Raw genomic sequence first — 25,951 nt, 5'->3', positions numbered from 1 at the left:
GTTTCACATTCTTTTTGGTGCATCTACCTGCATGGTTGTGCGTTCTCCCACAGAGAGCTAGCCTCGCCGTGTTTTATCTCACAAGCCGCCGCACTACCGGCGGCATCTCGAAAGGGGCGCTCATGGCCTCGTATCTCGACCTCGTACTGCAGCCGGCCGCGTCGGAGGTCGCCGGATCCGTACTCGGTCTGATTCGCGAAGTAGCGCACAATCTGATCGCGGGCACCGGCGACTGGTTCACCGGATCGTCGACCGGCGACTGGTTCACCGGGTCCACCACCGGCAACGGCGGCACCGGATCGTCGACGGGCGACTGGTTCACCGGTTCGACGACTCCCTGACCCGTCCGGCCCCCGCCGGGTCGGACGATGAGGGTCCGGCCCGGCGGCTCAGGACAACCGCACGCCGGTCAGCTTGGCCGGATTCGCGTGATCGTAAGTGCCCCAGATCAATCCGTCGCGCACCGTGAACCCGACGACCCGCGCCGGATGCCAATCCTGTTCCTCGGTCTCCGAATCCAGATTCATCACCAGGCCCAATTGCCCGTTCACCGTGGCGAATTCGTAGCGCGTGGCGGCCTGCTCGGAATAGCCGATGCCGTGCTTGCGCACCAGCTCCAGCATGAAGCGGGCGATCCGCTCCGCGCCGCCGACGATCTTCACCACCGTGGAGGTGGTGCCGTTGGCGTCGCCGATCAGCACCGCGTCCGGGTGCAACGCCGTCGCGACCGCGTCGACCTCGTCCGTGGCCAGCGCCACGAGCAGACGCCGCACCGCGGCCTCGTGCTCGACGTCGGACACCGCTGTCGGCACGCCCGCGACGGCCTCGCGCGCCTGGACCGCCAGCTGGCTCGCGTCATCCGCGGAGACGCCGAGGACATCGGCGATCTCCTCGAACGGCACGGCCGCCCCGTCGTGCAGCACGAGCGCCACCCGCTGCGGCGGAGTCAGGGTCTCGAGCGCGACCATCACCGCCATGCGATATTCCTCGCCGCGCACCACCGATTCCAGCGAATCCGGCCTGCTCGACGGGGCGACGCCGGTGACGATGGGCTCCGGCAGCCATTGCCCCACATAGGTTTCCCGGCGCGTCGCGGCGGTGCGCAAGTGGTCCAAGCAGATTCGGCTCACCGTGGTCGTCAGCCAGACGCGCAGATCGTCGATCTCGGACTGGTGTGTCCCCGCCAGACGCAGCCAGCTCTCCTGCACCGCGTCCTCGGCGTCGCCGACGCTGCCCGTCAGCCGGTAGGCGACGGAAAGCAAATGCGCCCGATGTGATTCGAACAGGTCGGCGATAAGAGCGGAAACCATCGGGCCGATTCTACGGTCCGCCCGGCCGGGCGATCACCGCGGTATCCATCCGGTCATCCGATAACCGGATGCTCGCCCCGACCGGTCCGTGTCACGATGACCCGATGGAGATCCGCACGCTGTCCGACGGCGCGGTCTGGCTGTCACCGCCCACCGCGGCCGATACGGATGTCATCGTCGCGCACTGCCAGCACCCGTCCATCGGCCAGTGGACGACGATCCCGGTGCCCTACGGCCGGTCCGACGCGGAGCACTTCCTCGCCGACCTGGTCGGTCCCGGCTGGGCGGGACGCAGCCCGACCTGGGCGCTGCGCCCCGCGCCCGACGGGCCCGTCATCGGCATGATCGGCCTGGCCGAACAGGACGCGTCGGCCTGCGAGATCGGTTTCTGGCTGGCCCCCGAGCACCGCGGCCACGGCCACATGGCGCGCGCGGTGGCGCTGGTCTGCGAGTTCGGCTTCGCCGCCGACGGCATGGCGCTGGCCCGCATCAGCTGGCGCGCGTTCGTCGGCAACTACGCCTCGGCCGCCGCGGTACGCCGCAACGGCTTCCGCTACGAGGGACTGGCCAGGCTCGGTGTGCTGCACCGCGGCGTCCGGCGCGACGAATGGCGGGCGGCCCGCCTGCACAGCGACCCGCCGGGACCGGCCGACGACGCCTGGCCCGCCGAGTTCCTCGCGAGCGGGAGCACGGCCCGCCGTGGGTGACGCCCGGTTTCGCTGGTTCGCCGACGTCATGGAGCTGCGCGGCACGGACCGGGTACTGGAGATCGGCCCCGGTTCGAGCCCGTCGCTGGCACTGCTGGCCGAGCGGGTGACCCATGGGCGCGTCGTCGGCGTCGACCGCTCCGCGACGGCGATCGCCCGCGCGGCGCAACGGCTGGGAGCCGGACGCGGCGCGTCGACAGATCACGCCGAGCCGAGCGCGGACAACCCTGCCGAAGCCGGAGGCCGTGCGCCGACGGACCACGCCGCGCCGAGCGTGGACGAGCCATGTGCGCCTGCGGCGCAAGTGAATTCGGACCGCATCGGTCTCTTCCACGCCGACCTGGCCCGGCTGCGCCCGGAACAGTTGCTCGACACGTTCGGGGTCGATGGCTTCGACAAGATCCTGGCGGTCAACGTCAACGTGTTCTGGACGAAACGGCCGACCGCGGAGCTCGCCGTCATCGAGAAACTGCTGGTCTCCGGCGGCGGGCTGTACCTGTGCTACGGCTACGGCGGTCCGGATGGGGCGTCGACCTCACCGAAGCCGCCGCCGGGGCGCCTGGACGAGTACCTGACAGAGGCAGGCTTCACTGTTCGCACGCGCGCCTCCGGCGACCTGCTGTGCGTGCACGCCGCCCGCGACTAGTTCTCCCACACACCCTTCCCACGCCTCACAGACCGAATGGGCCCGTGAGGCGTCGAAAGAGTATGTGTCATCGGGCGCGGCGCTCGGCGACGGCGTCGGCCAGGCGGTCCAGCTGGGCCGCGGTGGTGGACCAGTCGATGCAGGCGTCGGTGATGGACTGGCCGTAGGTCAGATCGGCGGCGCGGCCGAGGGTGAGGTCCTGACGGCCCGCGACCAGGAAGCTCTCCAGCATGACGCCGACCACGCTGCGCTCGCCCGCGGCGACGCGTTCCGCGATGTCGGTGACCACGTCGACCTGCTTGTTGTGGTCCTTGTTGCTGTTGCCGTGGCTGGCGTCCACCACGATGCGCTGCGGCAGCCCGGCCTTCTCCAGGCGCAGGCACGCTTCGGAGACCGAGGCCACGTCGTAGTTCGGGCCGTTGCTGCCGCCGCGCAGGATCACGTGGCAGTCGGGGTTGCCGGTGGTGCGGATGAGCGCGGAGCGCCCGTCCAGGTCGGTGCCGGGGAAGACGTGGCTGGCCGCCGCGGCCCGCACGCCGTCCACGGCCACCTGCACGTCGCCGTCGGTGCCGTTCTTGATGCCGACCGGCATGGACAGCGCGCTGCTCAGCTGGCGGTGCACCTGGCTCGCCGCGGTGCGCGCGCCGATCGCGCCGTAGGAGACCAGATCCGCGATGTACTGCGGGGTGATCGGGTCGAGGAACTCGCAGGCCACCGGAAGACCGAGGGCGGTGATGTCGACGAGTACCTTGCGTCCGATGCCGAGACCGGTGTTGACGTCGAACGAGCCGTCCAGGTGCGGATCGTTGATGAGGCCCTTCCAGCCGAGGCTGGTGCGCGGCTTCTCGAAGTAGACCCGCATCACCACGTGCAGCCGGTCGTCGAGCTCGGCGGCCTTCTCGGCGAGCCGCCGCGCGTAGTCCAGCGCCGCCGCGGGATCGTGCACGGAGCACGGGCCGACGATCACCATGAGGCGGTCGTCGGCGCCGTCGAGCACGTTCACCGTGGCCTCGCGGCCCGCGCGGACGGTGTCGGCCAGCGGATCGGTGATCGGGTGCACCATGCGCACCTCGGCCGGTGAGCGCAGCGGGCTCACGGACAGGGTGCGCTGGTCATCGAGATCGAACAGCATCGCGGAGCGATTCGACGAGGGGCGGCGGTCGGGTGACGGGTGGGCGTGCCGCGCGTCGACGTCGGCTGCGGTTGTCATCTCTGTGGGTTCCTTTTCTCGAGGCCGACCCACGGACGTGAATACCGTCGAGCCGGTCCATCATCCGGCTCGGGGTGGAAGAAAGTCAGCGCACGTGGTTGCCGCAGACCGACCCACCCAGGGCCGGCTTGCTAAACCAGAAATACACGCGCTGCACGTCGGTCACTGTACCAGGCGCTGGCAGCCGGGTGACGCAAGGGCCAACTTCCAAGATCGTGGCGGCGTCGGCCGTCACATCGATGCCCGTCGGCTACCGCCCGTGGCGCCGGGAAACGATCAGCCCCACTGCCCCGGCTGGTAACTGCCCGCGGGCGTGCCCGCGATGACGTTCATCCGGTTGTAGGTGTTGATCAGCGCGACGAGCGAGATGAGCGCGGCGATCTGGTCCGTGTCGTAGTGCTTCTGGACCTGGGCCCAGGTCTCGTCGCTGACGCCGGTGTGCGCGTCGGCCAGCCGGGTGCCTTCCTCGGTGAGCGCCAGCGCGGCCCGCTCCGCGTCGGTGAACACGGTGGCGTCGCGCCACGCGGCCACCAGGTTCAGTCGCACCTGGTCCTCGCCCGCGTGCAGCGCGTCCTTGCTGTGCATGTCGGTGCAGAAGCCGCAGCCGTTGATCTGACTGGCCCGCAGCTTGACCAGCTCCTGGGTCGCGCGCGGGAGGGTGGACTGATCGACGACCAGCCCGGAGTTGCCGATGCGCTTGGTGAACTTCGCGCCGATCTCGGTGCCGTAGTAGTCGAAACGCGCTTCCATGATGTGCTCCTCGGGTTGTCGGATAGTCGCTCCGGCGGGGCCGGAGCGTCTTACACCGATATGACGACCCACCTCCGCGAGGTGTGACATCGCCCGTTGTGAGCCCGGTCACAGCGCCGGACGCACCGGGCAGGGCCGCGGGCGCTCGACGTCCGAGGGACGCGTCAGGAGAACGAGTAGGTGACGCCGGTGAGCTTCTCCGACAGCTCCCACAGACCGCTCGCGACGGCCTCGTCGCGGGACTGCTTGGTGGAACGCGAGGTGCCCGGGTAGCCGCGCATGCCCCCCAGCCCGGTGGGCCCGTAGAACGCGCCCGGCTCGATCGGGGTGACGGTGGCGGCGTAAAGCTCTGGCAGCGCGCCCATTTCGGCGCTCTGTGCGAACACCCGGTTGCCGATCGACATGAGCGGGTCGAGCAACGACTCGGTGTGCGACTGCAATTCGGTCGCGGCGTAGCCAGGGTGCGCGGCGACCGAGACCTTGGCGGAACCGGCGGCGGTGAGCCTGCGCTGCAGTTCGTAGGCGAACATCAGGTTGGCCAGCTTGGCCTGCCCGTAGGCGGCCCAGCGCTGGTATTTCCTGCGCTCCCAGTTTAGATCGTCGAGGTCGATCTTGCCGATGGCGTGCGCGCCGCTGGACACAGTGACCACGCGGTCCGAGATCTTGTCCAGCAGTAGGCCGGTCAGCGCGAAGTGGCCGAGATGATTGGTGCCGACCTGCATTTCGAAGCCGTCGGCGGTGCGGCCCTGCGGCACCGCCATCACGCCCGCGTTGTTGATCAGCACGTCGACGCGGTCCACCGATTCGGCGAACGCGCGCACCGAGGAGAGGTCGGCCAGATCGAGCTCGCGCACCGTGGCGCGGTCGCCGATCTCCGCGGCCACCCGCTCGCCCTTGCTCACATTGCGACAGGCCAGCACCACATCGGCGCCCGCTCCTGCCAGCGCACGCGCGGCGACCGCGCCGAGTCCGCTGTTCGCGCCGGTGACGATGAACGTCCGGCCGCTCTGGTCGGGAATGCTCGAGGTGTCCCAACGGGTCATGCGGCCGAGTCTAGTCCCGGCGCCTGTTCCCGTCGCCCCGATCGGAATCGGGGCGACGGAACCGGGCTCAGGCCTGCGCGAGGATCTCCTCGTCGGTCATGGCCGCGACCTCCAGGTACAGCCGGGCGACCTCGTCGAGCCGATCCGGCGTGCCCGCCTCGGTCTCCTTGGCGAGCAGCCGTTCGGCCAGACCCGCCACCGAACGGCCGACGAGGATGTCGGCGACCAGCGCGTGATCCACGTCGAGCCATTCGCGGACCCGGGCGATCGCGGTGGTCGCGAGCACCGAGTCGCCGCCGAGCCCGAAGAAGTCGTCGTGCACGCCGAGCCGCGACACGCCGAGCACCTCCGCGACGATCGCCGCGAGCGCCTCCTCCAGCGGCGTGCGCGGCGCGAGATCCGCGATGTCCTGCGCCGAGGGCTCCAGCAGCGCAATCACCGCGCGGCGGTCGAGCTTGCCGTTGTCGGTGAGCGGCATGTCGTCGAGCAGCTCGATGCGGGTCGGAATCATATAGCTGGGCAACAGATCCGAGATCGCGCCGACCAGATCCACGGTGCTGCCCGGATACCCGGCCACCGCGGCGACCAGTTTCGGCGCGCCCGTTCCGACCACGGCCGCGACCGCGTGCCGGACGCCGGGCGCGGTGCGCAGCGCGCTCTCCACCTCGCCGAGTTCCACGCGATAACCGCGGATCTGCACCTGATGGTCGGCGCGGCCGAGGAATTCGATGGTGCCGTCGGGCCAGTAGCGAGCCATGTCGCCGGTGCGGTACCAGCGGATGTCGTCGTGCGTCACGAACCGCTCGGCGGTGCGCTCGGGGTCGTTGCGATAGCCCGCGGCGACGTTCGCTCCGCCGACCCAGAATTCGCCGGGCACCCAGTCCGGGCAGTCGCGACCGGCCGAATTCACCACGCGGCAGCGCACATTACGCAGCGGCACGCCGAACGGCACCGTGGTCCAGTGCGCGGGCGGGTCGCTCACCTCGCAGATGGTGTTGTGGATGGACGTCTCGGTGGCGCCGCCCAGGCCGGAGAAGCGGCAGCCGGGCACCTGCGCGGCGAGCCTGCGGGCGAGATCGGCGCCCACCCAGTCGCCGCCGAGGGTCACCGCGCGCAGCGAGTCGCCCAGCCCGTCGCCGCCGATCTCGAGGATCATGTCGAGCATGCTCGGCACGCAGTTGAGGATGGTCACCCCGAAGTGCCGCAGCAGCTCCACCCAGGTGGTCGCCTCCTCGCGCTGGCGCGGGTTCAGCGCGACAACCGAGCCGCCCACCGAGAACATGCCGAAGATGTCGTAGACCGAGGCGTCGAACTCGAGCGCCGACAGGCCGAGCACTCGGTCGCCGGGTCCGACCTGGAACCATTCGTTCACGGCGTCGATGGTGTTCATCGGGCCGCTGTGCGGCAGGTCGACGCCTTTGGGCAGGCCGGTCGATCCCGAGGTGAACAGCACGTAGGCGATCGCGGAGGTATCCGGAATCACGGGCGCGGCAAGCGGATTCGGGTGCAGCTTGGCCTCGGAGACGGGCACGCAGACGATTTCGGGACGGCCCATGTCCGCCCCGTCGACGGTCAGCGCGGCCACCACCTCGCCGGTGCGCAGGATCTCGGCTCGCCTGCCGACGGGCTGATCGAAGCCGATCGGTACGTACGTCGCGCCCGCCGCGAGCACGCCGAGCACCGCGAGGATCTGATCCGGGCCCTTGGGCAGCTGGACGGCGACCGTATCGCCTTGCCGCACACCCTGATCCCGCAGCGCACCGGCGACGGCCAGCGCCTGCGCGGCCAGTTCGCCGTAGCTCCACCCGCCGTCGACGCCGTCGGTGCGCCACAGCACCGCGGGCGCGTCGGGCGTCGCCGCGGCGTGCTGGAAGAAGCCCTCGTGCAGGGCGCGGCCGGAGACCGGGCCGTCGGTCGCGTTCACCTGGGCCCGCACCGTGGCCTGCGCGAGCGGAAGCCGGACTGCCGCTTCGGCGCTCCACCCGGCCTCGCCCGCGCCGAGCCGCGCGATGGCGTCGGTGTAGCCGGCGAACATCGCATCGATCACGCCCGCCGGGAAGGCGGATTCGCGCACGTCCCAGTTCAGCAGCAGGCCGCCGCGCACCTCGGTTACTTGCGCGTCCAGCAGCACCTGCGGGCCCTGCGAGATGATCCAGATCGGTTCGCCGAAGGTCTCGGTCACCGCGTCGGCGAACAGTTCGCCGAGGTTGAGCGCGCTGGTGTAGACGATCGGCGCGAGGACAGGCTCGCCACGGTGACGACCGAGATCGCGTAGCACCTCGAGGCCGGAATAGGCGGTGTGCGCGCCGCTTTCGTGCATCGACCGCTGGAGCGCCCTGGCCCGGTCGGCGACGGTCATGTCCGCGCTGACGTCCACCTCGAGCATGATCGAGGAGGTGAAATCGCCGACCACGCGGTCGATGTCGGGGTGCACCGGCTCACGGTGGAACAGCGGCACGTTCAGCAGGAAGCGGCTCTGCGCGGACCAGCCGCCGATGGTCTCGGCGAACACCGCCGCCAGCGCCATGGCCGGGGTGATGCCCCGCGCGTGCGCGGCGTCCAGCAGCCGCTGCTTGGCCGCGGGCTCCAACCAGTGGTTGTAGCGGACCGTCCGGTGCGGGTCGACCCGCTCGCTGACCGGAATGGTCGGCAGCTCGGGCGAACCCGGGAGTTCCGGGAGTCGTTCCTGCCACCACTGCTTGTCGCGCTCCCGAGCCGCTTCGTCGATCCGACGTTCGGTGCGATAGCGGCGGTAGCTGTAGGTCTCGGCGGGCAGCGTGCCGCCGTGGTAGAGCTCGGCGAGGTCGGACACGAGCACGCGGTAGCTCATGGCGTCACCCGCGAGCATGTCGACGTCGAGGTGCAGGCGGCTGCGGCCGTCGGCGAGCAGGCTGAGGGTGATGTCGAGGACCTGCCCGTCCTCGATGGCGAGCCGCTGGTGGGTCTTGGCGTCGCGCAGGCGTTCCAGTTCGGCGTCGGCGGCGTCGGCGGATTCCGCGCGCAGGTCGACGACGGAGAACACCGGCCGGTCCGGCGCGGGCATGGTCTGCTGCGTGCCGTCGGGCAGCACTCGGGTGCGCAGCATCGGGTGCGCGGCCACCAGCGCGGCGACGGCGCGCTCCAGCCGCTCGGGATCGACTGCGGCTCCCTCGAATTCGACGTACAGGTGCGCGGCGACGCCGCCCAGATCCTGCTCGTCGGAACGGCCGATCCAGTACGCGTGCTGCATGGTCGCCAGCGGGAAGGGCTCGGACTCGTCGGCCGCGGCGGGCGCGATGTCGGCGGGCGCGGCCTCCGTGGGCGCGGCCTCCGTGGGCGCGGCCTCGGCGCCGAGCAGCCTGGACCATTCCGCGACGGTCGGCGTGGCGGCCAACTGGGCGAAGTTGACGTCGGCGCCGCGCTTGCGCCAACCGCCCGCCAGCTTCATGGTCCGAATCGAATCCAGGCCCAACTGGATCAGATCGTCCTCGTCGGCGATCGCGTCGATCTCGATGCCGAGTTGCCCGGCGATCGCGGCGCGGATCTCGTCCCGGCCGATCACCGCGTTCGCGGTGCTTCCCGCCCCGTCCCCCTGTCGCTGTGCTGGCTCCATGTGCCGCTGTCACTCCTTGGTCGCCGCCGAATCCGGCGGATCGAGACTGCTCGGCGCTAGCGTATCGCACTGAGATAGGGTTGCCTAACCTACATAAAGAGACCCTAATTACTCGATCCGACAACCCCACCCGTCCGGACCTTGTGAGGCAGACCGTGACCACCACATCCAGCACCCACCGCGAGGGCTACGTCCCCTTCCCCGCCGACGCGGCCGAGAACTACCGGGCCGCCGGTTACTGGACCGGCCGCGCGCTCGGCGACCTGCTGCGCGAGACCGCGCGCCGCGCGCCGGAGCGGGCCGCGCTGCTCACCGGCGACGGCGCTCGCAGCTACGCGCAGGTGGACGCCGACGCCGACCGGATGGCACACGGTCTGCTCGCGCTCGGCATCGCGCCGGGCGATCGGGTCGTCGTGCAGCTGCCCAACATGCCCGAGTTCCTGACGGTGCTGTTCGGCCTGCTGCGAGCGGGCATCATCCCGGTGCTGACGCTGCCCGCGCACCGCAGGGCCGAAATCGAGCACCTCACGGCGCTTTCCGAGGCGGTGGCCTACGTCGTCATCGACCGGCAGGGCGATTTCGACTACCGAGAACTCGCCGCCACCGTGCGCGAGTCCGTGCCCAGCCTGCGCCACGTCTTGGTGCTCGGCGAGCCGGGCGTGTTCACCGACCTGAATACTGTTCCGCGCGAGGGCGGCACACTGCCGGAGATCGACCCGAGCGACATCGCGCTCATGCTGGTGTCGGGCGGCACCACCGGTCTGCCGAAGCTCATCGCGCGCACGCACGACGATTACGTCTACAACGCGACCGCCAGCGCCGCGGTCTGCGAGCTCACTCCCGACGACGTCTATCTCGCGACTCTGCCAGCCGCGCACAACTTCCCGCTGGCCTGCCCGGGCATCCTGGGCACCGTCGGCGTCGGCGGCGCGGTCGCGTTCGTCACCGATCCCAGCCCCGAGAACGCCTTCGCCGCCATCGAGAAGCACCGGGTCACGGTCACCGCCGTGGTGCCGCCGCTGGCCCAGCTGTGGTGCGCGGCAACCGAATGGGAGGACGCCGATCTCGGCTCGCTGCGCCTGCTTCAGGTGGGCGGCGCGCGCCTGGCCGAGGTGAACGCCGTCGAGGTCACCCCCGCGCTCGGCGCCACCCTCCAGCAGGTCTTCGGCATGGCCGAGGGTCTGCTCAACTACACCCGGCTCGACGATCCTGCCGAGCTGCTGCACACCACGCAGGGCAGGCCGCTCTCCCCCGCCGACGAGGTGCGCGTGGTGGACGGCGAGGGCGACGACGTCGCGCCGGGCGAGGAGGGCGAGCTGCTCACCAAGGGCCCGTACACGATTCGCGGCTACTACCGCGCGCCCGAGCACAATGCCCGCGCCTTCACCCCGGACGGCTACTACCGCAGCGGCGACCTGGTCCGCCGCCTGCCCTCCGGTCACCTGGTGGTCTCCGGCCGGATCAAGGACGTGATCAACCGCGGCGGCGAGAACATCTCGTGCGACGAGCTCGAGGAGCACCTGCTCGCCCATCCCGCCGTCCGGCACGCCGCCGCCGTCGGACTGCCGGACGCGGCGCTCGGCGAAAAGGTCGGCGCGGTACTTGTCGTGGACGGCGCGATGCCGACGCTCACCGAGATCAAGACCTTCCTCACCGGCCGCGGCCTTGCCACCTACAAGCTGCCCGACGTGCTGCGGCAGGCCGACGCGCTGCCGATCACCGCGGTCGGCAAGATCGACAAGAAGGCTCTGCGCGTCCAATAGAAACGAACCGCTGCGGCGCATTCCAACGCGTCGCGGGGTATTCGACATGTCGCTCGTAACGCGTTCCGGCACCGACAGATACGCCGAAGGGCCGCCTACCGATCGGTGGGCGGCCCGTGTGCCGTTCGGCTCGGGCCTAGGCCTTGACGACGTACGGCGCGACGCTGCCGAGCTTTTCGCAGGTCTCCTCGAATTCCCGCTCGGGGCGCGACTGTCCGACGATGCCCGCGCCCGCGCGCAGCCAGGCGCCCTCGGTGGTCTGGTAGACCGCGCGCAACACCAGGGTGGCCTCCATCGCACCGGTCGGCGAGATGGTCACCACCGCACCGGAATACAGACCGCGCGGTGCGCCGTCGAGACGGAAGACCGAGTCGACGCCTTCGCGCTTGGGAATGCCGGACGCGGTAACGGACGGGAAGAGCACCTCGAGCGCGTCCCAGCTGGAGCGGTCGGCGGCCAGCCTGCCGCGCACGGTGGAGGCCAGGTGCTGCACGCTGCCGCGCTCGCGCACCGCCATGAAATCGGAGACCGCCGGGGTTCCCGGATCGGCGACCGCGCTGATCTCGGCGAACGAGGTCTGCACCGAGATCGCGTGCTCCACGATCTCTTTCGGATCGCTGATCAGGTCGGCGCGGGCCGCCATGTCGACCTCCGCGCCGAGGCCGAAGGCGCGGGTGCCCGCGAGCGGCTCAGTGGTGACCACGCGATCGTCGTCGACGGAGGCGACCAGCTCCGGGCTGAAGCCCGCGGCCTCGAGACCGCCGAGCCGCAGCAGGAAGGAGCGCGCCGGGGTGTTGTTCGCGCGGCCGAGCCGGTAGGTGGCGGGCACGTCGACCGCGAACGGCAGGTCGACCTTCCTGGACAGGATGACCTTCTGGTAACGGCCGGAACGGATTTCGTCGACCGCCTCGGCGACCCGGTCGCGGTAGCCGGTCGGGTCCACCCGGATGTCGGTGGGGTGCGGCTGCGGGAGTTCGCTGCCCTGAGCGTCGGCGATGAGATCGTGGATGTCACCGGTCTCGGTGGGCGTCGCGCCCGAGACGCGCACACCGGACTCGTCGACGCGGACCTCGATGCGCGGAATCATCAGGTGCGCCAGGGAGGCCCGCTCGTCCAAGTGCGCCGTCGCGTCCAGCGCCCACGCGCAGAACTCGAAGCCGATCCAGCCGTAGGCGCGCCTGCCGTCCAGCGGCAGCAGTCCGAGCGCCTCGTCCAGCGCCCGCGCAGGCGAGCCTTCCCAGCCGCTGATGGTGGTCTTCCCCGCCCAAGTGACGCGCAATTCCCGTGCGTCGAGTTCGATGCTGCCGATCGGGTCGGCCGCGAACACCCACTCTCCCGGACGCTCGTACATCACGTACTCGCCGAACTGATCCGCCGCCGCCAGCCGGGACATCGCTGCCGCCGGATCGGTCACATACTCAACGCGCAAGCGCTCGTCCGTGGTCGACAACGATCCTCCAAAGGTTACCCTGACCTAACTTCGAGAGGTAAGGTTAGCATTACCTGGCCGCCGCGCAGGTGTGCCCGCGGCCACACAGCACGCGCCCCGGCAAACGCCAAGAGCGACACCGGTTGTCCCGCCTGCACCGCGCGCAGAGCTCCCTCCGCGCCGCCGAAGTTCCAGCCCTCGCGCATACCGAATCGAACTCGCCGCGCGGAGTTCCTGCGCACAGCGATGCGAAAGGCTTGAATGAAGGAAGCGTCACCTGCGGAGGGAAGAACATCGATGATCGAGCACCGCGGCGGCTCGCCGACGAAGTCAGCTACCGCGCCCCGGTCGGTGGTGGCACTGGTGGACGCCACCTCCGGGGTGGAGCGCAAACTGGTCGGCGCCTGGCTCGGCGACGGCGGCATCGCCAAGGAGATCGGCACCGACGCGCCGATCACCCAGCTCGACCTGGACGCGGGCGCGATCGCGGGCAGGCTGATCGGGCGCCGCGACGATCCGCTGGTCGTCCCGATCCGGGTGCTGTGGCTGCCGCCGGAGCGCGACGGCGTGCGCCGGATGACCTTCGCCGATGTGGCGATGCTGACCAATCCCCGCAAACCGCACCGCCTCGCCCAGCGCAAACTGGTGCACCAGTCGCCCGACCGCTACGTCATCCTGACCGGGCAGCCCGCCCTGCTGAGCGAGCTGCGCGCCAACAACCCCGAGGCCTCGGCACTGCACGCGGCGGGAACGGCCGAACCGTTCGCGCGCGCCATTCTGCGCGCCGCGGTCGTCGCGCTGGAGCGCGCGGAGCGCTCGATCATCGGCGACCGCTACAAGGTGCCGAGGCTGGTGGCCGAAGAGATCCTGGATTCACCGGATTTCCTGCGCAGGCTCGAGCTGATCGCCGACCAGATCGGCGCCGACCCCCAGGAGGTGTACCGCCGCGCGGAGAAGGCGCTCAACGAACTGGTCGCCGCGCAGAGCAGGCTGGTCTCGGATCTGTTCACCCAGGCCATGCGCCCGGTGCACGCCTCGACGTGGAAGGTCGACACCGAGGAGTCCGGGCTGACCGCGCTGCGCGCGCTCAATCGCCGGTACCCGCTGGTGTTCCTGCCCTCGCACCGCTCCTATGTGGACGCGTTCGTGCTCGGCGACGTGCTGGCCCGCAACGACTTTCCGCCCAATCACGTGATCGGCGGCGCCAATCTGCGGTTCTGGCCGCTCGGTCCGATCGCGCGGCGCACCGGCACCGTGTTCATCCGGCGCAGCTTCGGCGACGACGAGGTCTACAAGGCGGTCGTCGAGGAGTACTTCGCCTACCTGGTGGCCAAGCGCTTCAACCTGGAGTGGTACTTCGAGGGCGGTCGCACCCGCACCGGCAAGCTGCGTCCGCCGCGCTACGGTCTGCTCAACTACCTCGCCGCGGCGGTGCGCGCCGACCGCGTCGACGACGTGATGCTGGTGCCGGTCTCGATCACCTACGAGCGGCTCAACGAGCTCGGCGCCATCGCCACCGAACAGTCGGGCGGGACGAAGAAGCCCGAGGGGCTGACCTGGATGGCGCGCTACATCCGCAGCCAGCAGCACTCGGCGGGCCGCGTCTACGTGCGCTTCGGCGCGCCGCTCTCGGCGCGCGACCGGCTGGCCGCGCACGGCGACCCGCTCACCCCGCCGCGCATCTCGATTCCCCTGCACCACACCGATTCCGCCGCCGAGCCGATCACCGACGCCGATCCGGAGACCACCGAGCGCGAGCGAAAGGCGGTGCAGCGCCTAGCCTTCGAGATCGCCGTCGGGATCAACACGGTCACCCCGATCACCGTCAACGCGTTGGCCACGCTGGCCCTGCTCGGCGTCGACGAGCGCGCGCTCACCCTCGGCGAGGTGCGCACCCTGCTCGCGCCGGTGCTCGGCTATATCGAGAAGCGCGGGCTGCCCAGCGGCGAACTCGACGCGTTGCGCGACGAGCAGAGTCTGGCCGTTGTGCTGGAACAGCTTTCGCTCGCCAAGGTGGTCACCGTCTATCGCGGCGGCTTGGAGCCGGTGTATTCGATCGAGAGCGGCGCGCACCTGGAGGCGGCTTTTTACCGCAACAGCGCCGTGCACTGGTTCGTGAACCGGGCGATCCTGGAACTGTCGATCCTGGCCGCGGTGGATTCGGATGCGCCCGATCAGCTCAGCACCGGCTGGGACGAAGCCTTCCGGCTGCGCGATCTGCTGAAATTCGAGTTCTTCTTCCCGGACCGCGCGGAGTTCACCACCCAGATCACCGCCGAAGTGCTACTCGTCGACCCGGATTGGCACGCGCGCAGCCGCAAGGACACCCTCGGCACCGACATTCTGGGCAAGCTCACCGCGTCCGGATTCATGATGGCCCACCGCGTGCTTCGCTCGTTCTTCGACGCGCAACTGGTGGTCGCCGAGCGGCTTGCCGCACGGGACCCCGGTCTCGCCATCGACCGCAAGGAATTCCTCGACGAATGCGTGTCGGTGGGTAAGCAGATGCTGCTCCAGCAGCGGCTGCACAGCCCGGAATCGGTGTCCACCGAGTTGTTCGGCAGCGCGTTGAAACTGGCCGACAACCACGGGCTGCTCGCGCCGGTGGCAGGCACCTCGGCCAAGGACCGCGCGGAAGCGACCGCGCGTCGCACCGAATTCGCCGAGCGCCTGCGCGATATCGGGGCGCGGATCGCTCAGGCGGCGGCGCTCGACCCGTCCAATATTCCGGGGGCGGCGCGATGAGCCAGGCCGCCACACCGCGCCCGACCGCCGAAAGCGCCCAGACGGATTCACCCGCCGACCTACGGACGCTGCTGTCTGCCATCCGATCCGGGCCGCAGGGTCCGGAGATCGCCGCGGTCTTCGACTTCGGCGGCGCCGTCGTCGACGGTTTCGCCCGCCCGCCGCTGTATCGCAGAGCACTGCGTGGCCGCGGCTCCGGAAGTCTTTCCGCGACGCTGCTCGGCGGCATCCGCAACGGGCTCACCGACGGCGAGTACAGCCGCTTCCTCCAGCAGGCCTCGTACGCGCTGGCCGGACGGACCGAGGACGAACTCGACGAACTCGGCGAGCGGCTGTTCCGCCGCGCCATCTACGGCCACCTGTTTCCCGAGGCGTGGCAACTGATCCGGACGCACGAGGCGGCCGGGCACACCGTGGTGCTGACCAGTTCGCTGACGCGGTTCCAGGTGGCGCCCGCCGCCGCGGCGCTCGGGGTCGCGCACGTCCTGTGCACGGCGATGGCCACCAGCGACGGCGTGCTCAGCGGCTACGCCGAGGGCAAGACCCTGTGGCGGCACGGCAAAGCCGACGCGGTGCGCTCGTTCGCCGCGGCCAACGGCATCGATCTGAGCCGCAGTTACGCCTACTCCGACGGGGTCGCCGACGTGCCGTTGCTCGCGCTGGTCGGCCATCCCGTCGCGGTGAACCCGGAACGCAAACTCGCCGCGATGGCGACCGGCAACGCCTGGCCGTCCGTGGCATTCCGGCCGCGCCGGGCGCCGCGGCCGCGGGACTACCTGCGCACGATTGCGGGTTTCGCCGCACTGGTCGGCGGCGCGGTGTTCGGCGTGCTCGCCAAGGCGTACACCGGACAGCGCAGGAAGATGGCCGACGCACTCATGGCCTACGGCACCGGTGCGACGCTGCGGGCGCTCGGCGTGCGCATCCGGGTCACCGGCGCCGAGCACGCACGCTCGCCCCGCCCCGCCGTCTTCCTCTTCAACCACCAGAGTCAGTTCGACGTGATCATCGTGCCGAACGTGCTCGGCGGCGCGGTCACCGGCATCGGCAAGAAGGAGCTGACCCGCAACCCGCTCTTCGGCCCGCTGATGCGGTTCGTCGGCGTGACCTTCATCGACCGCTCGGACACCCACCGCGCCAAGGCGACCTTGGCACCCGTCGTCGAGACGCTACGCGGCGGGCTGTCGATCGCGGTCTCGCCGGAGGGAACCCGTTCGTACACACCGGAAGTCGGCCCTTTCAAGAAGGGCGCCTTCCACATCGCCCACCAGGCGGGCGTGCCGGTGATCCCGGTGGTGATTCGCAACGCGGGCGAAATCTCCTGGCGCAATTCGATGATCGCGCGCCGCGGCACGGTGGACGTCGCGATCCTCGCTCCCATCGACGTGCGCGACTGGGACCCCGCCGCGATGAGCGAGCAGGTCGAGGGGGTTCGCGAGCTCTATCTCGAGACGCTGCTGAACTGGCCGGACGACGCGGTGAGTGAGGTGGAACACACTGCGCGCCACACCGATTGACCTCAACGTTTCTCGAGGTTTCAAGATGGGTCTCACAGCGAAATCACAGCTTCACCTCAGGAGACCGTCATGTCCGTCGCGCACGCCACTCCCGCACGCACCGCCGTCCAGATCCCCGCACTGAACCGCCCCGTCGCCGTCCTGGGCGCGGCGGCCGCGGCCGTGCTGGTCAATCTCGTCGTCTGGCTGATCGGCGCCGCAGCGGGCGGCTCCTTCATCCTGGTCGACGGCACGAAGACCCAGGACGTGGCGCCCGGCGGCGTCGTCGTCATGTCGGCCGTGCCACTGCTGATCGGACTGACTGCCGCCGCGCTGCTGTCCTACCGCTGGGTCGGCGTGCTGCGGGTGGCTGCGGCGGTCGGCTCGGTGCTGACGCTCGCCACCATCGCGGGCACCGTAGCCGCCGCCTTCGACACCGCGTCCACCGTGGCACTGGCGATCATGCACGTGATGCTGGTGCCGGTCATCGTGGTGAGCATGGAGGGTCTGCGCAAGCACCTGACCGAGCGGTGAGCACGCCCGAACCGATCCCCGAACGCACCAGAGCCCCGCTTCCGTCTCACGGATGCGGGGCTCTGTTGTCTGCGGTGGCCCGAGGTCGTCCGCGGTGCTGGGGTCGTCCGCGATGCTGGGGCCGTGCGGTCAGACCGAGCGGCCGAACAGCAGCTTCCACGGCATCAGCGCCGATTCCAGCTGCACCTTCAGGCTCATCTTCGAGGCGCCCAGGGTGCGCTCCTCGAACCGGATCGGCACCTCGGCGATCGCGACGCCCTGCTTGACCGTGCGGTAGTTCATCTCGACCTGGAACGAGTAGCCGTTGCTGCGGATCGAGGCCACATCGATGGCGCGCAGCGTGTCGGCCTGCCACGCCTTGAAGCCCGCGGTGGCGTCCTTCACGCCGAGGCGCAGGATCAGGTTCACGTAGAAGTTCGCCCAGGCCGAGAGGGCCTTGCGGTACCACTTCCACTCCTCGGCGGTGGAACCACCCGGCACGTACCGGGAGCCGAGCACGACGCCCGCGTCGGTGTCGCGCAGCTTCTCCAGCATCGCCGGAATCACCTCGGCCGGGTGCGAGAGGTCGGCGTCCATCTGGATCACCACGTCGGCGCCCTCGTCCAGCGCCCGGGTGATGCCCGCCACGTAGGCGCGACCGAGGCCGTCCTTCTCGGTGCGGTGCAGCACGCCGACCACGTTGGGCAGCTCGGCAGCCAGCTTGTCGGCGACCTCCCCGGTGCCGTCCGGCGAATTGTCGTCGACGACGAGGACGTGCAGGTCGGGCACCGGCAGTGCCGTCAGCCGCTCCACCGCAACCGGCAGATTCTCCCGCTCGTTGTAGGTCGGCACAACAACGGTAACCCTCAAGGGTCGCCCTCCCTGCTCACCTGGTCCAGCCCGCAGCCCACGCTGGACCCGAGCACTCGTTAGATCTGAAGATTCTGAGAAACCGTACTTGATAGACCTGATGGACACCTGAGCGGCTGCTTGCGGAGAGCAGGGCAGCGTGCGCCGCGGCCCGGACCAAGATCAAGTCACGGACCTGCGGCGACGGCGTGGACGCGAGCGGACCCGCCCGCCTTCGCGAACGAAATCGGTTCTCGCGCAGGAGGGGTGTCAGTCGCCGTCGCGCCAGGATCGGTCGCGCGCGTCCTCGCGTTCGTTGCGCGCGCGCACGATTTCCAGCGCGCGTTCGGCCGTGGCCTGGTCCGGGTATGGGCCCATCCGGTCCCGGAACCAGCACTGGCGCCCCTTCTCGGCACGCTGGTGCTTCAAGCAGTAGTACCACCGTTCAGCCATGCCCCCAGCATCCCATTTCGCCGACCACCCGGTCCGCATTTCGCCGAGCGGGACGGGGGATCGGAGGTCGGCGTCATTCTGCGGACCTGGCCGGCACCGCCCGTAGCGAGCAGGCGCCGGAATTCAGCGCCGCTTCTCGGGGGCGGGCGACCGAGGCTCGGGCCGTTCGACCGCTTCCGCGCGATCGAGAACATCGACGTCCACGGCGGAACGGCGCAACCCGTCTTGCGCCGCCTCGACCACGATTGCCGACGAGTCGGCGCTGAGCGCGAGCAGATGGGTGACGGCCTCGACGTCACCGATGCGCCCCAACGCCAGAGCGACCTGCCTGCGCACCATCTCGTCCTTGTCCCCCGCCGCCCGGGCGAGAGTGGCGGTCGCCTCCCGCGCTCCGATCCGGCCCGTCGCGTTCGCCGCGAGCGCGCGCGTCGCCGCGACCTCCGCGCGATCGACCATGATCTCGCCGAGCCGGGGAATCGCGCTGATCACGCCCAGCTGTCCGAGTGTCGCGATCACTCGGTCGCGCAGTGCGGGGCGCCGTCCGATCGCCGGGTCATCGATCATCCTGACCAGCAGCCCGGCCGTCTCGGGACCGAGGACCGCCCAGGCGTCGGCGTCCGGTGGTTCCCGCCGCAACAGCAAGTGCTCGACGCGCAACCGGAGGTCGGCAGGCGAATCCGTTTCGCCCGCTGTCCAATTCCCCTCGGGGGCCACGTCCGCGGCTCGGGGCGGCATCGGCTCGTCGTAGACGCCTTCCGCCGATCCGTCGTCCGGTTCCGAGGGCACCGGGCGATTCGATGGAAAATCACGCTTGTCCATGATGAGTCTCCCTACGGGGTTACCGAGCGCACCAGGCCGTGCTTGCGCATCCGGTTGATCTGACAGCCGGTGATCACGTGACTGTCGGCATGCGACGACGAGAAGATGAAGTTGTCGTCGATATCCGGCGAGGCGGGATCGGTATCGGCACACCCGTCTTCCTCGTCGGCGTGCTCGAGGCCCAGGTAATGCCCGGACTCGTGGGCGAAAGTCTGGCCGAGATTCACGGTGTCGCCGTCCCTGCGCAAGACCAGCCCGCTGCCGTCGCCTTCCTTGTCGACGGGACCGTCCACGGGCGAACTCCCGAACGCGCCGTCCCAGCGACCCTCGACGAAGAACACGTCCAGGTACCAGTTGTCCACGGTGTACTTGCTGCGCAGCTGGTTGATCTCGTCTTGATTGTCGATGAAGCGGAAACGCGCCTTGTCGGCTTCCATCTCCGGCGTGCCCTCGATCCGGTAGAGCTCGACGCCGTGCACGGTCATATCGCGGGACCGGAAGATTCCCGACGCTACCTCGCCGGCCGCCCGCCGGTATTCGTTGCGCTCGTTCGCCGTGAAATCGCCGACCCTGATGATGTTGTAGCCGAGGGTGCGCATCGTCCGCCACACCTGCGAGCGGGTGGGCGTGAAGCCGGATCCGCTCATGCTGTAGGTGTAGGTCAGATCGCCCTTCGCGTGGAAGACGCCGAACGCGGCGCTGCCTTCCTCGTGATAGGTGTGCCAGCTGCCGTACACCGTCGAGCGCGCCGGTATCACGATGTTGCCGGACAGGTTGAAGGTGAACGTGCCGATCTCGGTCCCCGCGTCGGTCATCCGGACGGTGACGGCTCGGCCGAGGTCGACCGCGCGGTCCTCGCCGTTCACCCAGCGGACGTCGGCGTAGCAGTACCAGCGGCGCTGACCGAAGTCGAACTTCGGCGCGCCCGCGGCCCCGGATTGGGTGAAGTGGGTTGGCGTGACGAAGATCTGGACGGGGTTCCTGGTGAACACGTCGAAGGTCGTCACGTACTCGTGCACGCCGCCGTCGGCATCCCTCAGCTTCGCGTAGACGTGCAACTCGCCCGACTCCCCCGAGACGATGTCGCCGACCGTGATGGCTCCGCGTTCGATGTCCTCCGCCGTGAGCCGGAAGTGCGCGCGTCGCATCGCCCCGGAGGGGAACAAGAAGTCGATCGAGAGGATCGCGGGCGCCACGACGCCGACGCGGAACCGGACATCCACGGTGAATCCCTCGTCGACGTACCCGTGCGCCGGGCCTTCGATGCCGACGATCATCGGGCGGATCAGGGTGACCCCGTATGCCACCTGCTCGAGCTCCCGCAGACGCTGCGCCGAGATCAGCCCCGCGTGGAACAGATCGGCAGGCGTCTGCACCGTCCGTTCCACACGCCACCGAGCGATCCTGCCTGCCAACGCCTTTCCGATCGCCGGTTGATCACCGAGTTCACGGACGGTCGCCCGATTCAGGTCGATCGGCGCGGGCACATCCAGTCCGAGGCGACGCCGCGATGCCGCTAGTTCCGACTTCCGCGCGACGCGTCCGGCTCCCCTGTCGTGGGCCATATCCACACCTCCGGGATCAGTTCCGACCCGCCGCCGACCGGTTCGGTCGACGGCGGGGCTTCGATGTGATCCTCAAGGTAGGCAGGCGGCAGTCCGCGCGAACGAGTAGTCGGCCACCCGACTTCCCGAGCCATACCGCGCCCCGGGCAGGTACAGGAACGGTCCATTCACCGCGCTGGCCGAACAGATTGCGGGACGCGACCGTCCCGCCGGTCGGGGCTCAATCCTTCGGTAGGCCAACGGCGAAGCCGTAGGCGATGACGACACAGCTGACAACGGCCAAGACGGCGATACTCCACACGAACCAGACATTACGGACGGCGATGGTCCGCGAGGAGACCTCTGTCACACTCCGGCCAGTACCCGTATGCGCCAAACGAAAAATCCCCCCACCGGGACCGGCGAGGGGATTGTGGTGGCCAGGGCCGGGATCGAACCGGCGACCTTCCGCTTTTCAGGCGGACGCTCGTACCAACTGAGCTACCTGGCCGCAGGCACCCGTTCCGAATGCCGATGCGAAGCGCCGGATTGCTCCGGCGCTGACTTGCGACCCTGACGGGACTCGAACCCGCGACCTCCGCCGTGACAGGGCGGCGCGCTAACCAACTGCGCCACAGGGCCTTGCTCTGCTTCCAACGGTCCGAAGACCGTACCCCCTACGGGATTCGAACCCGCGCTACCGCCTTGAAAGGGCGGCGTCCTAGGCCGCTAGACGAAGGGGGCTCGTCCCGGATTCCTCCGGACCGGCTTTCAACGGGTGTCCGTTGGGAGCTCGCATAGCTTATGACAGTATCGCCGCGATTCCCAAATCAGCTGGTCAGAGGCCCAGACCGAGCTCTTCCAGCCGTGCCGACGCACGCCAGCCGTCGACACGGAACGCGGCGCCCCACTCCGGGGTGGACATCGACTCGACCACCACCTCGAGCACCTCCTGGAAGCGCGAGCGCAGATCGGTCGCGCCGCCGAGGAGGTCGAGCATGTAGCGCTGCCCCGCCAGGCCGGCGGCCAGTGTCCTGGTGAACCGGTCCGGGTCGGCGTCGGGGCGCAGCTGCCCGTGCTCGATGGCGCGCACGGCAAGCACCCTTGTCGCGCGGCCGAGGATGCGACCGCCGCCGGATTTCACGTCGCGGTAGAAGTCCGGCTCGATGATCAAGCGGTACTCCGCCTGCACGATGATGTCGTGCTCCAGCCGCAGCGCCATCTCGTCGATCATCCCGTGCAGGGTGTCCAGCGGACCGAGATCCGTTCGGGCGAGCCAGCGCTCGGCCGAGGACCGATACCGCTCCACCGCCGTTTCCAGTACCGCGCGGGCCAGATCTTCCTTTGAATCGAAATGGAAGTACATCGCCCCCTTGGTCGCGCGCGAACCTTCCAATATGCGGTTGAGCGATGCAGCGGCATAGCCGCTCTTCCCGAACTCAACGGCGGCGGACCTGATAATCGCCGCACGTGTCCGGCGGGCCCGCTCTTGCTGCCGTGCCATGCTCGAAACGCCTCCGAAGCCTACTCGCCGCCAATCGGTGCCCCCCATAGGAACGAACCCTTGGCGCGAAGTTATGAGTTTTATCAATACTTCAAACCGGGTTTTCGCCCAGTTTCAAACTTTCGGTACGAAAACTTGCGAAAAACCTGAAACACACCAGCTGGTATAGTTTGCCTGCCTGGGTGCGCCGCAGGGGGTGCGCACCCGGGCAAACATCGTCTTGGATCAGCCTCCTGCGGCATCGACTCCTTGTTCGCCACGATCGGCCGTACCGGTCGCGACACGTTCGAGCACAACAACGATAAGCCGAATTCCAGTTCGCCGGGTGTGGCGGCGATTCTTCCGGAATTCACCAAGGCGTCACCGTACCCGGAATCGCGTTCCGACACGCGGCAAACCGAAGAGTCAGGTAGCCGCCGAGTTCGGATATCTGTTACAGCAAACATCTCGCAATCAGAATCGGGCGCTTGCCGGATTTCCGAATTCGCCAGCGTGCCAGCGCCGTTCACCCGAGCCGACCGGCAGGCTCGACGGCGGCCCGCCCGCCACGCGACCATCGCCCACGCCGCCCGCGTGCTCCCCCGAGCTTCGGTCTCCCACCCTCTGCAAATCCAAAGTCCCTGGAAGCCAACATGATTGGATGATATCCAGTTCCGGGAGGAATGAACAAAGCTGGGTGCCAAATGTTTACCGGCACCATCGCATCGCGCGCTTCCCTTGTTACCGCACCCGGGGGCGCGCGTCGAACCATGCCGCGCGCGCGCCCGCCACCCGCCGAACCCCGCCACTCCCGACACCGCGCCGCCCGGCTTGGGGGAAACGGACACCGCGCACTACACTTGCCCTTCGCGCCCCTATAGCTCAGTTGGTAGAGCTACGGACTTTTAATCCGCAGGTCGTAGGTTCGAGCCCTACTGGGGGCACATCGCCGCAGGCGCCCGGACGTGTTCCGGGCGCCTGCGGCGTTTCCGGGGTACGTGCGGAGCGGACGGCTTCCTTCGCCTAATTGCGCGCCAATGTTCCGGATTGCCCCCGGATCATCGCGAGGTTCGGCGGCGACGAGGCGATCGCGGTCCGTTCGGGCCTGTGCGGCGTTCTGCGGCGAAATGGCAGATCCGGAGCGAGCGAGAACCCCGGTCGGCACGATCGGTTGGCACGATTGCGGACCCGATCCAAAGCAGCGGCTGCCCATTCTCGCCCCGTTCGTCTGGGCGTCTCGCCCAGCCGTGTCGACGTCCTCGGCTGAGCAGATGCGTGGCGGCACAGGCGCGCTCGTGTCGGAAGCGCGAGGTTGGTGGTCGGGCGGCAGCGCGATCGACGGCACCCCGGGCGATCCGTTCCGGCGGCAGCCGCGTGATCGGAGAGGCGCTTGTCGAGAATGTTCGCGACCCGCTGGCCGGAGACGCGGGCGACCAGCTGGCCAATGGACACGGGCGACCAGCCTGCACACGGGCAATCAGGTGGCCCGAGACACAGGTGACGCACCGGTCGGAAACATGGACGACCCGCTGGTCGGGAACGTAGGCGACACATCGCCGATCGGCTCGGCAGGCCCGCTCGACGGGCAACCGCAGAGCGGCGTACCAAGATCGCGGCCACCGCGAGCTAACGCCTGCGGTCCCGCGGCGATAGACAAGTCGCTGCGAGCGGACGTGCCTCCCGTCACCGGACGCCAAGCTCGACGCGGCTTACACTCGGATGGTGCGCCGAGCGTCGACGTTGACGTATGAAGTGCATCACCAGGCATCGATTGTCAGCTGTATGCGTTTCGCATCACACCTACGGTGCCGTAAGGTATGGCCGCATCAGCACGGTCCACCCGGGGACGACCTGCAAGCGTGCACGCACTCAATGAAGGGCTATTACATGGCAAGGGATCTGACTCAACTCGAGCTGCTCACGGAGTTGGAGCCGGTTGCCGAACAAAACGTCAACCGGCACCTCTCCCTGGCAAAGGAATGGCATCCGCACGACTACGTCCCGTGGGATGAGGGCCGCAACTTCGCGGCACTCGGCGGTGTCGACTGGGACCCGGAGCAGTCCCGGTTGAACGAGGTCGCCAAGGCGGCCATGATCACGAACCTGCTCACCGAGGACAACCTCCCCTCCTACCACCGCGAGATCGCCGAGAACTTCTCACAGGACGGCGCGTGGGGTACCTGGGTGGGCCGCTGGACCGCCGAGGAGAACCGGCACGGCATCGTGATGCGTGACTACCTGGTGGTCACCCGCGGCGTGGATCCGGTCGCCCTCGAAGAGGCGCGCATGGTCCACATGACCAACGGCTTCGCCTCCCCCACCGAGGCCGACGCGGGCTTCCTGCACTCGGTGGCCTACGTGACGTTCCAGGAACTCGCCACGCGTGTGTCGCACCGCAACACCGGCAAGGTCTGCGACGACCCGATCGCCGACCGCATGCTGCAGCGCGTCGCCGCCGACGAGAACCTGCACATGATCTTCTACCGCAACATGTGCGGTGCGGCCTTGGACCTGGCCCCCGACCAGGCCATCGAGGCCATCACGCTGATCCTGGAGAACTTCCAGATGCCCGGCGCAGGCATGCCCAACTTCCGCCGCAACGGCGTGCTGATGGCCAAGCACGGCATCTACGACCTGCGCCAGCACCTCGAAGAGGTCGTGCAGCCGGTGCTGAAGAAGTGGAGCATCTTCGAGCGCGACGATTTCACCGCGCGCGGCGAGGAAGTGCGCGAGCGGCTCGGCAACTTCCTGGAGAAGCTGAGCAAGGACGTCGACAAGTTCGAAGAGCAGCGCGACCGTATGCTCGCCCGCGAAGCCAAGAAGCGCGAACTCGCGGGCTCCGCCGCGATCTGATCGCAGACCGAAAAGCAAGCGCCGCCGCCGGAATCATTCCGGCGGCGGCGTCCTTTTATCGAGACCCTATTCAGTTCAACGGCAATGCGCCGTCGGTTCCGCCGACATCGGTGATCTTCCAGCCGGAGTTCTCGTCCAACGTGACGTTGTAAGTGACCGTGGTTTGCGCGCCTTCGGGGCTCTGCGCATTCGTGGAACTGACGTTCACGAAGACATTCACCTTGTAGACGCCGTTGTCCTCGGAAACGACCTTGGCGGAAATGGGCGAGGCGGTCGACGTCCACTTCAGCGGAACCAGAATCTGCTCCAGCTTGGGCGCCGTCGCGTCGAATTTGTTCGCCAGCTGCGGGGTGGTGTTGGCCTTCAGTTTGCCGACCCACGCATTGATGTCCTGATAATTGACGGTCGCGGCGCCGACCGCGTAATCGGTGGCGACCTGTTCGGCGCGGCGGTCGTCGGCGGCGCGCTGATCTCGTTCGTCGAGATCGCTCTTGGCCGACCACCACAGGACGGCGAACAGCACGGTCAGCACGCCGAGCACGCCGACAGCCGCGCCCCACAGCACCGACGACACCGGAATCGAGACAGTGGCGCCGGACTTCGGGGCGGGGGCTGGATCGTCCTTCTTGTCGAGGCGCACGTCCGACGGGTTCTCACGCTGTTCCGCGGCGGTGGCCTTGTCGTCGTCGGGCGTGCCCGATTCGATGTCCTCGGCTGGCAATGGGTACTCCGATGTCGTGTGGATA

General features: G+C 68.9%; 20 protein-coding genes and 4 tRNA genes. 9 read left to right on the top strand and 15 right to left on the bottom strand.

Going from position 1 to position 25,951, the window contains the following annotated elements; all coding sequences use genetic code 11:
- Positions 1-122 precede the first annotated feature (122 nt).
- On the top strand, positions 123-341 hold the full coding sequence (locus tag AC3ERS_RS04485) for a hypothetical protein (protein WP_431963775.1): 219 nt from the start codon (positions 123-125) through the stop codon (positions 339-341).
- Positions 342-389: 48 nt separating this feature from the next.
- On the opposite strand, the gene sigJ is transcribed toward AC3ERS_RS04485, so the two are convergent.
- Positions 390-1,310, bottom strand: a complete 921-nt coding sequence (sigJ, locus tag AC3ERS_RS04480; protein ID WP_431963773.1) for an RNA polymerase sigma factor SigJ — start codon at positions 1,308-1,310, stop codon at positions 390-392.
- A gap of 104 nt (positions 1,311-1,414) precedes the next feature.
- Between sigJ and AC3ERS_RS04475 the strand changes: the two genes are divergently transcribed.
- Positions 1,415-2,017 carry a GNAT family N-acetyltransferase gene (locus AC3ERS_RS04475; RefSeq protein WP_431963771.1) on the top strand — a complete coding sequence of 201 codons (603 nt, stop codon included), beginning with the start codon at positions 1,415-1,417 and terminating at the stop codon, positions 2,015-2,017.
- Positions 2,010-2,663 (top strand): class I SAM-dependent methyltransferase, encoded by a 654-nt coding sequence (locus AC3ERS_RS04470; RefSeq protein WP_431963769.1) that lies wholly within the window; start codon positions 2,010-2,012, stop codon positions 2,661-2,663. The genes AC3ERS_RS04475 and AC3ERS_RS04470 overlap by 8 nt, the downstream gene beginning before the upstream one ends.
- A gap of 67 nt (positions 2,664-2,730) precedes the next feature.
- Here the strand turns inward: AC3ERS_RS04470 and AC3ERS_RS04465 are convergent, their stop codons facing one another.
- The 4 genes from AC3ERS_RS04465 to AC3ERS_RS04450 form a co-directional block, all read right to left on the bottom strand.
- Positions 2,731-3,873: a 3-deoxy-7-phosphoheptulonate synthase gene (locus AC3ERS_RS04465; protein WP_431963767.1), complete on the bottom strand. Its 1,143-nt coding sequence runs from the start codon at positions 3,871-3,873 to the stop codon at positions 2,731-2,733.
- Positions 3,874-4,149: 276 nt separating this feature from the next.
- Positions 4,150-4,623: a carboxymuconolactone decarboxylase family protein gene (locus AC3ERS_RS04460; RefSeq protein WP_431963765.1), complete on the bottom strand. Its 474-nt coding sequence runs from the start codon at positions 4,621-4,623 to the stop codon at positions 4,150-4,152.
- A 164-nt stretch (positions 4,624-4,787) separates the two neighbouring features.
- Complete coding sequence (locus tag AC3ERS_RS04455; protein WP_431963763.1) at positions 4,788-5,666, bottom strand: oxidoreductase; 879 nt, start codon at positions 5,664-5,666, stop codon at positions 4,788-4,790.
- A 67-nt stretch (positions 5,667-5,733) separates the two neighbouring features.
- On the bottom strand, positions 5,734-9,258 hold the full coding sequence (locus AC3ERS_RS04450; RefSeq protein ID WP_431963761.1) for a non-ribosomal peptide synthetase: 3,525 nt from the start codon (positions 9,256-9,258) through the stop codon (positions 5,734-5,736).
- A 155-nt stretch (positions 9,259-9,413) separates the two neighbouring features.
- Between AC3ERS_RS04450 and AC3ERS_RS04445 the strand changes: the two genes are divergently transcribed.
- Positions 9,414-11,021, top strand: coding sequence for a (2,3-dihydroxybenzoyl)adenylate synthase (locus AC3ERS_RS04445; protein WP_431963759.1), 1,608 nt, complete (start codon positions 9,414-9,416; stop codon positions 11,019-11,021).
- A 136-nt stretch (positions 11,022-11,157) separates the two neighbouring features.
- Here the strand turns inward: AC3ERS_RS04445 and nbtS are convergent, their stop codons facing one another.
- Entirely contained in the window at positions 11,158-12,471 is a 1,314-nt protein-coding gene (gene nbtS, locus AC3ERS_RS04440; protein ID WP_431963757.1) for a nocobactin biosynthesis salicylate synthase NbtS, read from the bottom strand.
- Positions 12,472-12,747: 276 nt separating this feature from the next.
- On the opposite strand from nbtS, the gene AC3ERS_RS04435 reads away from it, so the two are divergent.
- The 3 genes from AC3ERS_RS04435 (at position 12,748) to AC3ERS_RS04425 (ending at position 17,225) form a co-directional block, all read left to right on the top strand.
- Positions 12,748-15,195, top strand: a complete 2,448-nt coding sequence (locus tag AC3ERS_RS04435; RefSeq protein ID WP_431963755.1) for a glycerol-3-phosphate 1-O-acyltransferase — start codon at positions 12,748-12,750, stop codon at positions 15,193-15,195.
- Entirely contained in the window at positions 15,192-16,712 is a 1,521-nt protein-coding gene (locus AC3ERS_RS04430) for an HAD-IB family hydrolase (RefSeq protein WP_431963753.1), read from the top strand. Before AC3ERS_RS04435 ends, AC3ERS_RS04430 begins: the two co-directional genes overlap by 4 nt.
- Positions 16,713-16,781: 69 nt before the next feature.
- A complete protein-coding gene (locus tag AC3ERS_RS04425; RefSeq protein ID WP_431963751.1) occupies positions 16,782-17,225 on the top strand; it encodes a DUF6069 family protein in 444 nt (147 codons plus the stop codon).
- 129 nt (positions 17,226-17,354) lie between these two features.
- Here AC3ERS_RS04425 and AC3ERS_RS04420 read toward each other — a convergent pair whose 3' ends face one another.
- The 8 genes from AC3ERS_RS04420 to AC3ERS_RS04385 form a co-directional block, all read right to left on the bottom strand.
- Entirely contained in the window at positions 17,355-18,074 is a 720-nt protein-coding gene (locus AC3ERS_RS04420) for a polyprenol monophosphomannose synthase (protein WP_431963749.1), read from the bottom strand.
- 249 nt (positions 18,075-18,323) lie between these two features.
- Positions 18,324-18,506, bottom strand: coding sequence for a hypothetical protein (locus AC3ERS_RS04415; RefSeq protein WP_067790454.1), 183 nt, complete (start codon positions 18,504-18,506; stop codon positions 18,324-18,326).
- Between the two features lie 123 nt (positions 18,507-18,629).
- A complete protein-coding gene (locus tag AC3ERS_RS04410; protein ID WP_431963746.1) occupies positions 18,630-19,325 on the bottom strand; it encodes a HEAT repeat domain-containing protein in 696 nt (231 codons plus the stop codon).
- A gap of 11 nt (positions 19,326-19,336) precedes the next feature.
- Positions 19,337-20,890: a ComEA family DNA-binding protein gene (locus tag AC3ERS_RS04405; RefSeq protein ID WP_431963744.1), complete on the bottom strand. Its 1,554-nt coding sequence runs from the start codon at positions 20,888-20,890 to the stop codon at positions 19,337-19,339.
- A gap of 413 nt (positions 20,891-21,303) precedes the next feature.
- Positions 21,304-21,380, bottom strand: a tRNA-Phe gene (locus tag AC3ERS_RS04400).
- Positions 21,381-21,437: 57 nt separating this feature from the next.
- Positions 21,438-21,511, bottom strand: a tRNA-Asp gene (locus AC3ERS_RS04395).
- Positions 21,512-21,540: 29 nt separating this feature from the next.
- Positions 21,541-21,613: transfer RNA gene (locus AC3ERS_RS04390), tRNA-Glu, on the bottom strand.
- A 94-nt stretch (positions 21,614-21,707) separates the two neighbouring features.
- Positions 21,708-22,373, bottom strand: coding sequence for a TetR family transcriptional regulator (locus AC3ERS_RS04385; RefSeq protein ID WP_431963742.1), 666 nt, complete (start codon positions 22,371-22,373; stop codon positions 21,708-21,710).
- 850 nt (positions 22,374-23,223) lie between these two features.
- Between AC3ERS_RS04385 and AC3ERS_RS04380 the strand changes: the two genes are divergently transcribed.
- Positions 23,224-23,296, top strand: a tRNA-Lys gene (locus AC3ERS_RS04380).
- 943 nt (positions 23,297-24,239) lie between these two features.
- Positions 24,240-25,205, top strand: a complete 966-nt coding sequence (locus AC3ERS_RS04375) for an acyl-ACP desaturase (RefSeq protein WP_431963740.1) — start codon at positions 24,240-24,242, stop codon at positions 25,203-25,205.
- Between the two features lie 70 nt (positions 25,206-25,275).
- Here the strand turns inward: AC3ERS_RS04375 and AC3ERS_RS04370 are convergent, their stop codons facing one another.
- A complete protein-coding gene (locus AC3ERS_RS04370) occupies positions 25,276-25,926 on the bottom strand; it encodes a hypothetical protein (RefSeq protein WP_431963738.1) in 651 nt (216 codons plus the stop codon).
- Positions 25,927-25,951 lie beyond the last annotated feature (25 nt).

This window comes from Nocardia sp. bgisy134, from assembly GCF_057708325.1.
Note: the sequence above shows the minus strand (reverse complement) of the source record. Positions and strands in the feature narration are given on the sequence as shown.